The sequence below is a fragment of the Salinivibrio sp. MA427 genome (assembly GCF_001996115.1).
In the GTDB taxonomy this organism is placed as follows: domain Bacteria; phylum Pseudomonadota; class Gammaproteobacteria; order Enterobacterales; family Vibrionaceae; genus Salinivibrio; species Salinivibrio costicola.
Genome location: NZ_MUFH01000110.1, coordinates 1 through 7,740 on the forward strand (window position 1 = coordinate 1; position 7,740 = coordinate 7,740).

Annotated in this window: 6 protein-coding genes; 2 read left to right on the forward strand and 4 right to left on the reverse strand. The window is 49.6% G+C overall.

From position 1 onward, the window contains the following. Nucleotides 1–1,862, forward strand: a 1,862-nt coding sequence (locus tag BZG79_RS08675) for an EAL domain-containing protein (RefSeq protein WP_077774201.1), incomplete at its 5' end; no start/stop codon positions are given. Nucleotides 1,863–2,040: 178 nt separating this feature from the next. On the opposite strand, the gene murQ is transcribed toward BZG79_RS08675, so the two are convergent. Both murQ and BZG79_RS08685 read right to left on the reverse strand, forming a co-directional pair. Next, the gene (gene murQ / locus BZG79_RS08680) at nucleotides 2,041–2,964 is read right to left on the reverse strand and encodes an N-acetylmuramic acid 6-phosphate etherase (protein WP_077677356.1); all 924 of its coding nucleotides are present in this window, start codon (nucleotides 2,962–2,964) and stop codon (nucleotides 2,041–2,043) included. A gap of 9 nt (nucleotides 2,965–2,973) precedes the next feature. Continuing rightward, complete coding sequence (locus BZG79_RS08685; RefSeq protein ID WP_077677355.1) at nucleotides 2,974–4,086, reverse strand: anhydro-N-acetylmuramic acid kinase; 1,113 nt, start codon at nucleotides 4,084–4,086, stop codon at nucleotides 2,974–2,976. A gap of 143 nt (nucleotides 4,087–4,229) precedes the next feature. Here BZG79_RS08685 and nagZ point away from each other — a divergent pair, with 143 nt between their 5' ends. Continuing rightward, nucleotides 4,230–5,234: a beta-N-acetylhexosaminidase gene (gene nagZ / locus BZG79_RS08690; RefSeq protein ID WP_021023779.1), complete on the forward strand. Its 1,005-nt coding sequence runs from the start codon at nucleotides 4,230–4,232 to the stop codon at nucleotides 5,232–5,234. Nucleotides 5,235–5,318: 84 nt separating this feature from the next. On the opposite strand, the gene BZG79_RS16400 is transcribed toward nagZ, so the two are convergent. Together BZG79_RS16400 and BZG79_RS08695 are read right to left on the reverse strand one after the other, a co-directional pair. Further along, complete coding sequence (locus BZG79_RS16400) at nucleotides 5,319–5,495, reverse strand: hypothetical protein (protein WP_158009955.1); 177 nt, start codon at nucleotides 5,493–5,495, stop codon at nucleotides 5,319–5,321. Nucleotides 5,496–5,635: 140 nt separating this feature from the next. Further along, nucleotides 5,636–7,740, reverse strand: a 2,105-nt coding sequence (locus tag BZG79_RS08695) for a LysR substrate-binding domain-containing protein (protein ID WP_199877666.1), incomplete at its 5' end; no start/stop codon positions are given.

Consider the following 7,740-nt stretch of genomic DNA (forward strand, 5'->3'; position numbering starts at 1 on the left):
GCTTTAGTCGTTACTTTGTCCCTGATTTTGTCCAGATATTTATCAGTAATCACTTGGTGGCACTCACTGTTTGTTTATTAACGGTCGGGTTATGGTTTACCTATTTTTTCTTAGATTTTACGCGTAGTCCTATTCATCAACGCGCGCGATCTCTATTTTTAATCACGACGGGTGGGCTGCTCGGTCTCGCATTACTGAGCTTTATTACGCCGGCTTATATGTCTGCCTCTTTTGTTCTCATTGCGCAAATCCCAGTCTACGGAGTGATTATTTATTACTTGTGGCAGCAATGGCAGCCGAGTAAATACTGGTTGTTTCTATTTATTTTGTGTTGGCTACCCGCAATGGCTGGCGGACTGACATTCTACGCACTGATGCTGAATTACATTGAGTACACTCTGTTGTCAAGTTATGTCTTGATGCTCGCGCTTGCGCTAACCATGATTCTATTTTCTCTGGCGCTTGCCGAGCGGTTTCGTTTTCAAAGGATGCAGGAAATGCGAGCGCTGACTCATGATACCTTGAGTTGTCTTCCTAATAACAACGTATTGCACATGGTGATCAGCGACCTCATTAGCCGCAACAACAATTTCAATTTGTGCTGTTTATCGATTGATAACTATAACAATTTATTGCCTTACCTAGATGAAAGTGCACGCGATGAATATATCAATGCGATTGCTGCACGTATGAATGACACCTTAGCGGTTCAGCCGGTACAAGCGATCAAAACGGACAGTGATATGCCCAGCCACCGCCTGGGCTGCCTAAAAGAAGGGGTGTTTGCTTTTTTAATTGAGGATGTGGATCGCAAGACGTGTGACCAGGTGCTAACTGCTGTAGTTGATAGCTTAAATGGTGATTTATGCGTGGGATCCTTTGTTACGCAAGTCAATGTGCGTATCGGTGTTTGTCACTATCCAACCGATGGTGAGCATCCAGGATTACTTATTAGCCGAGCGTTAAATGCCATTGACCAGCACCGTCCTTTTGTTGGCAGCTATGCGCACTTTAATTCTCATGAGCAGCGACACCATCAGCTACATGTCTCGCTCGTCACGGATTTGAGAGATGCGATTGAGAATGATGGGTTGGATCTCTATCACCAACCGCAAATTGATTTACGCACAGGCTCTATCCATGGCTCAGAGGTGCTGGCACGTTGGACGCACCCAGAGTATGGCCAGATATCGCCTGAGGTGTTTGTACGAATGGCCGAGGATGTCGGGATTATTAATAGTCTTACCCTTTGGGTGATTAAGCGTGCTTTTCAGCAGCAAGCGCAGCTTATTAACCGTGGCCACTGTCGTCGGCTTTCGGTCAACATTAGTGCGTCTGATATCTATATCCCTGATTTAGCCAATCGTGTGGTTGAACTGGCTCGAGAGTACCATATACCCACGAATTTAATTTCACTCGAACTGACCGAATCGATCATGGTGGAAGATTACAATTGGCTCAAGCAGTTGATTGCAGATCTATCGGCAAACGGTATTGAAGTCTCTATCGATGATTACGGGACAGGGTATTCGTCTTTGTACTTTCTATCTCAATTGCCTTTTACTGAGCTTAAGATTGACCGCAGCTTTGTGCGAGATCTTCCCAAAAGTAGCCGCCACCAAAGTATTGTTCGTGCAACCACCGATATGGCGCGATCGTTAGGGGTGATGGTGGTTGCCGAAGGGGTTGAGAGTGAAGAGGCTGAGAGCTTGCTTCGGCGTTATGGTGTGGACGTTTCGCAGGGCTACTACTATTCACGCCCCTTACCGTTTAGCCAATACCAAGCGTACGTGGAACGTATGGACAGTGCGCAGCCGAGTACAGTGATACGCGAACGAAATCGGCGCTCTTCATCTGGATAGGTGGATCTCAAAAAGTGTAAACCGTTCGCGAGGCTGTCGTTTACTAGCGCTGTCATTTGCAAGCGCTGTTGTTCGTAAGAGCTGTCGTTCGCAAAGCTATCGTTTGTAAGCGCTATTGTTTGTAAGAACTATCGTTTGTATGAGCTATCGTTCGCAAGAGCGACGGATATTATGAGGATCAGCGTTGTGGCGTCATCGCGAGTGCATCGCGTAAATGTCCTTTAGCTTGCTCAATATGCTTTCTTGCTAAATGCGGATCCTGCCCGGTTAACACCATAAAAATGGCTACCTTAACCTCACCGTCGGCATGGGACAGAGCCTGAACCGCGGTCGCTTCATCACAACCTGTCGCTTCCATCACGATCAGGGTTGAGCGTGTCACCAGTTTTTGATTGGTGGCTTTTACATCGACCATTAAGTTTTGATAACACTTACCGATTTTGACCATGGCGGCAGTGGTTAATAGGTTTAGTACTAACTTTTGCGCGGTGCCAGACTTCATACGGGTTGAGCCGGTAAGCGCTTCTGGGCCGACCTCGGGCGTTATCGCGATATCAGCATGCGAATTGATCGTGGCGTTGGGGTTACATGATAAGGCGATGGTGACAGCACCTTGTTGCTTAGCAAATTCAAGCGCGCCAACCACATACGGCGTTCGGCCACTGGCGGCAATACCGACGACAACATCTTTCGAACTGAGGTGTTGGGCGTCTAGATCCGCGACACCTGCCTTTGGATCATCTTCCGCTCCCTCTTGGGCGATAAACATCGCTTTTTCGCCTCCGGCAATAAGGCCAATTACCTGTTCATGTCCGACCCCAAAAGTAGGCGGGCACTCAACGGCATCTAATACACCCAGGCGTCCACTGGTGCCCGCGCCAATATAGATAAGCCGGCCTCCCGCGTTAAACCCGGCTACGATGTGGTCGACAGCGTCAGCGATAGCGGGAAGTTGTGATTGGACTGCAAGTGCGACGCCTTGGTCTTCGGCATTAATCATGGTCACCAAGCCAAGTGTATCTTGCTGATCGAGTCCGTAAGTGTTGGGATTACGCGTTTCGGATAATAAATGCTTGAGTTGCTCGACGCTGGGGGCTGTCATTGATGTTCCTTAATAGGGTAGATAGATGGCACCTAAGCAACACGCTTGGCTGGCGCCGGTCACGGCAGGGACGTTGCCAGGCTGGTGGTTGAGTGTTTGTTTAGCAAGCCATGCAAAGGCAATGGCTTCCATATCGTCACAACGGATCCCGACTTCATCGGTTTGAGCGATTGCCCAGTTGGGCATGGCTTGTTGCAGCGCGAGCATTAACGTTTGATTATGTGCTCCCCCACCACAAACAAAGATGCGTCCGCGCTTTAGCGGTCGTATGGCCATGGCGATACTCTCAACGGTGAGTGCCAAAAGTGTTGCTTGTACCTGATCGGGGGAGAGCGAAAACGCGAGCAACTGACGGTCGAGCCAGTCGAGGTTAAAATATTCTCGACCTGTGCTTTTGGGCGCAGGGCGAGAAAAGTAAGCATCCGACAGTAGCCGGTGGAGCAGGGGCTGATAAGGCGCACAGCTTGCCGCCCATTCACCATCTCGATCATAGGCTTGATGGCGATGTCGTTGTGTCCACGCATCCATTAGCATGTTACCGGGTCCGGTGTCGTAGCCATATAACGGGCGATCAGGGCATATCATTGAGACATTGGCGATGCCGCCGATATTGACCACCGCAGTCGGTTGTTCGCTATCGGAAAAGTAATCGTTATGAAATGCGGGCACCAGTGGTGCACCTTGGCCACCATACGCCATATCTTTGCGACGAAAATCGGCAACAGTGGTAATACCGGTTCGAGCGGCAATCACATTGGCGTCGCCAAGTTGCATGGTAAACGGGTAATCCCCACTTGGCTGGTGATACACCGTTTGTCCATGACAGCCTATCGCGGCGACATGCTTAGGCAATAAGGCGGCGTGTTCGAGCAAGGAATTAATCGCCGCGGCATAACATTCGCCTAAGCGACGATCGAGCTCACCGAGCGTTGTCACTGACACAGGCTGACCTCGGCTTAACGTAATCACCGTGGCTTTGATGTCTTGCGGTATCGGATCACTGTGTCGCGCAATTGACTCGACTTGACCGGCTTGGTTAAACCTGACAGCGACGGCATCGATATTATCTAAACTGGTTCCTGACATGACACCAATATAGATATCGGCTCCAGAGTATGACATGTGGCTGTTCCTTGCATAATGACGACGGTACGATAGCAGTAATGCGCAATGGGTATACACAAACAGCGAGTATAAACAGATTGCGATATCTCGCAAAGTGCTTGATTATTCGTCTGTGATAAACGCAGGATGAAGGAGACATAATGGGACCCGTTTGGCTCGATGTGCACGCAGAGCAAATCGATAATGAAGAGAAAGAAATTCTCGCGCATCCGAGCGTCGGTGGCGTGATTTTGTTTGCCCGCAACTATTACGATTCCGCGCAGCTTCGCGCACTGACACAGTCTATTCGTGCGGCGGCAGGCCGAGATATCTTAATTGGGGTGGATCAAGAAGGTGGACGCGTTCAACGCTTTCGAGAGGCATTTACGCCGATCCCGGCCGCACAGTCTTATCATGCACTTGGTGCAGCCACAGAGATGGCTGAGCAAGCTGGATGGTTGATGGCCGCCGAGTTAATTGCGCATGGGATTGATTTGAGCTTTGCACCTGTGCTTGATCGCGGCTTTGCGTGCGCTGCCATTAAAGATCGCGCGTTCGGTGAAGAACAGCAGGTGGTGACACAATACGCCAGCGCCTTTTCAATGGGTATGCGCCGTGCCGGCATGGCAACGACCGGGAAGCATTTTCCGGGGCATGGTGCTGTGTTAGAAGACTCTCATTTAGTCACCCCTGAAGATCCGCGCGATATTCTGCAGTCGTCTGATTTCGCTATTTTTAAAGCGTTTATTGAACAAGGCTTATTGGATGCGGTTATGCCTGCGCATGTGGTCTATCCGCAGCATGATACACAGCCTGCCAGTGGCTCACGCTATTGGCTAACTCATATTTTGCGTCAGCAACTCGGATTTAAAGGGATTATCTTCTCGGATGACTTAAGCATGGGTGGGGCGCATGTGTTTGGTGATGCCCCTTCTCGTGCTAAGGCAGCACTGGATGCAGGGTGTGATATGACGCTGATCTGCAATGATCGCGCAAGTGCGGTGTCGGTTTTAGATGCATTACCGATTCAATCCGTGCCAATGGCAGATGCACTCCGCGTACGGACGCCGATTGATTGGCAGACACTCAAGCAAAACCCACTGTGGCAAACGACGCATGCCGTATTAACGGCGTTCGATACCCATTGGCGAACGATGCAAGCCTAACACCGTCTCGGTGATAAGTGGCAACAAAAAGGCAACACCGACGCGTTGCCTTTTTTAATTTTGACGACAAACGTATCAACGCAGTTAGCGGTCATCACCGAAGTAGCTGTCCTCTTGCTGAGGTCGGTGCGCGCGTTTGCTTTGACGTTTTTTGCCTTTTTTGCCGTGTGACATATCGTCATCAAAATCGTCGTGGTGGCGAGATTTAAACTTCTCTTTTTGTTGAGAGCCGTGTTTTAACCATTGATCCCACTGTGCCATGGTGGTGCTTTCCTAACGCTTGTTGATTTTTAAGGCTACGTGTAGCCGGATGATTAGGCAGTATGTTGTTGCCTAACAATTTTAAGATAGCCGAAAAATGCCCCACCGACTAGTGAAATTCGCCGCAAACGACCGTTTTTTTAACCGGCGTAAAGCTGACCGTTTGATTCTATTAACTGACTGATTAAATTGCTTTTATCGTTGTTCGTCAGCCAGATAAGGTGAAGAGGATGGGTAAGCGCTTGTACTTTATCAACTAAATGAAGTCGTTTGCTGTCTAGGTACTGTTGAATCGCCAAGGAAGGCAGAAATGCGATGCCGCCATGTGTGAGCAAATAGTTTAACGCTAGGTGGCACGACTGGGTGTGTAACACCGGTGGGCGCTGTAACTGCGCTATTTGGCTTTGTGCACTCGCAAATTGTGTGCCCCAGTCAAGATAGATAAGCGGTAGCTCATCACTCTTATCCAGATGAAGATGAGCGACGTGGCTGACCAACTGTAATTGATAATTGCCAAGGTGATGAGACTGCAGCCCTTCAAGTTTTGGTAACTCTGACGTTAGGCCCGCGTCGATGCGCTTCTCAATTAAATGGCGAGCGAGTAATTGCCTTGGCGTTGATTCAGCACGGAGTAGCCAGTCGGTATGGTCTGCACCTATCTGATTTATCCATGCGCTTACGCCATCAAGCTCCCATAACATCGGTGACGCCCCAAATGTTAATTGGCTACTGGCGGCTTGTATGGCACTGACATCGTGTTGCGCACGTTGCCAAGTTTGCAGCATAGTTTCTGCATAGGGAAATAAACGCTCACCTGCTTCTGTGAGGCGAACATTATTGCGCTGACGAATAAACAGTGCGGTACCTAACTGGGTTTCGAGGGTTAATCCAAGACGCTGAGCAGGCGTGACGTGGGCGTGATCTTGCCAACACAAATTGTGCCAGGCACGGTAAATATCAAGTAACGGCAGTAACCCTCCAGGGCGTAAACGGCGTCGTGGCTCATTAACCAACAGTGCAAATTGCTGATGGAAGTGTTGTTGATATTTCTTCATCGCATCACAGCTTGCATGGGTTAACCAATAGGCTTCTCTGCCCTTATTTTGCCCATGATCGCAAATGGCTTTGCTCCCTGCACCGCTGCGCGTAAACGCCCAGCGATCGCGCCACCAACTGAGTAACACAATATCAATTTTTTCTGGCTCTGAGCCGGGTTGCCAATAAGGATCTTGCTCGACGTAAACATGGCTTACCCGTTTGTCACGAATATCGGCTTCGAAAACGGATAAACAAGCCGAGCGCAATAAGGGCTCCTGCGGAGAAAACACCACAATGTGTTGCCMATGATCAATAAAAGGCTTGAGGTTTAAATAATGGGCATAGGTGGTGTATTGAGGACGAATCAGGGTACCACGATTAGGGTAAATAAAGTGCAACGGCTGGGTGTAAGGGTCTTCCACATTTGAGCGTGAAAACACCTCTCGGTATTTTGCGTCAACGCGACCCAGTAAGCCGTCAGGGCGTGGTGTTGGCTCCGAGCGCTGGCCTGCATTGGTGGTCGCCATAAAGCGGCAAGCGTCTTGATACGGGTCATGATGCTCGGTGAGATGGTCATGATCATACGAATGATAGTTGACATCTTGAAGCAAAATATAGCCGCTATGCGCCTCTCCGGTCGCTAGCCATTGTACGCCATTTTCGCTGTTAGGTTGCAGCGGTGCATGAACACTCGCGAGGTGGCCTGTTGAGGTATCAGATAAAAAGCGTGTGTCGTACGCGGCAAGTTTTTGTCGACAACGCGCAGCTATTTGATTCAGGTGATCATAAAAGGTCTTTGGGTTGAGAGAAAGCCGACGACAGATCTCTCGCACGGTATGGCCCGTGAAAAGGAAGGCCAGCAACTTTTGTTGCAGCTCACTCTTTTTGTTAATCCCAGACCAACGGTCGACAAAGGTACTTTGACAGCCTTTACACCGATAACGTTGTCTATCGCCGCTGTAGCCAAAGGCATGGTAACAGTGACGGTAGGTTAAGACTGGCTTACCTAAGTGCTCACAGGCGGGGTTGGTACAGGCACATAGTCCATCTGCATGGAGTTGACGTTGGGCTATCAACTCGGCATGAACTTGCTGGTTGTTGAGCAGAGGAGGAAACGCCCCGCATTCTCGGCATACTAGCGTTGGGCGTGCCGGATTAGAGCGCTGAACCAAATAATCTTGCTCATCCATTGACCCAAAGTTAGGAC

Bases quoted from the DNA above. Each gene is read 5' to 3' on its own strand.
- BZG79_RS16400 (WP_158009955.1), bottom strand. From the start codon at position 5,495: ATGGCACAGTGGGATCAATGGTTAAAACACGGCTCTCAACAAAAAGAG.
- nagZ (WP_021023779.1), top strand. From the start codon at position 4,230: ATGGGACCCGTTTGGCTCGATGTGCACGCAGAGCAAATCGATAATGAA.
- BZG79_RS08685 (WP_077677355.1), bottom strand. From the start codon at position 4,086: ATGTCATACTCTGGAGCCGATATCTATATTGGTGTCATGTCAGGAACC.
- murQ (WP_077677356.1), bottom strand. From the start codon at position 2,964: ATGACAGCCCCCAGCGTCGAGCAACTCAAGCATTTATTATCCGAAACG.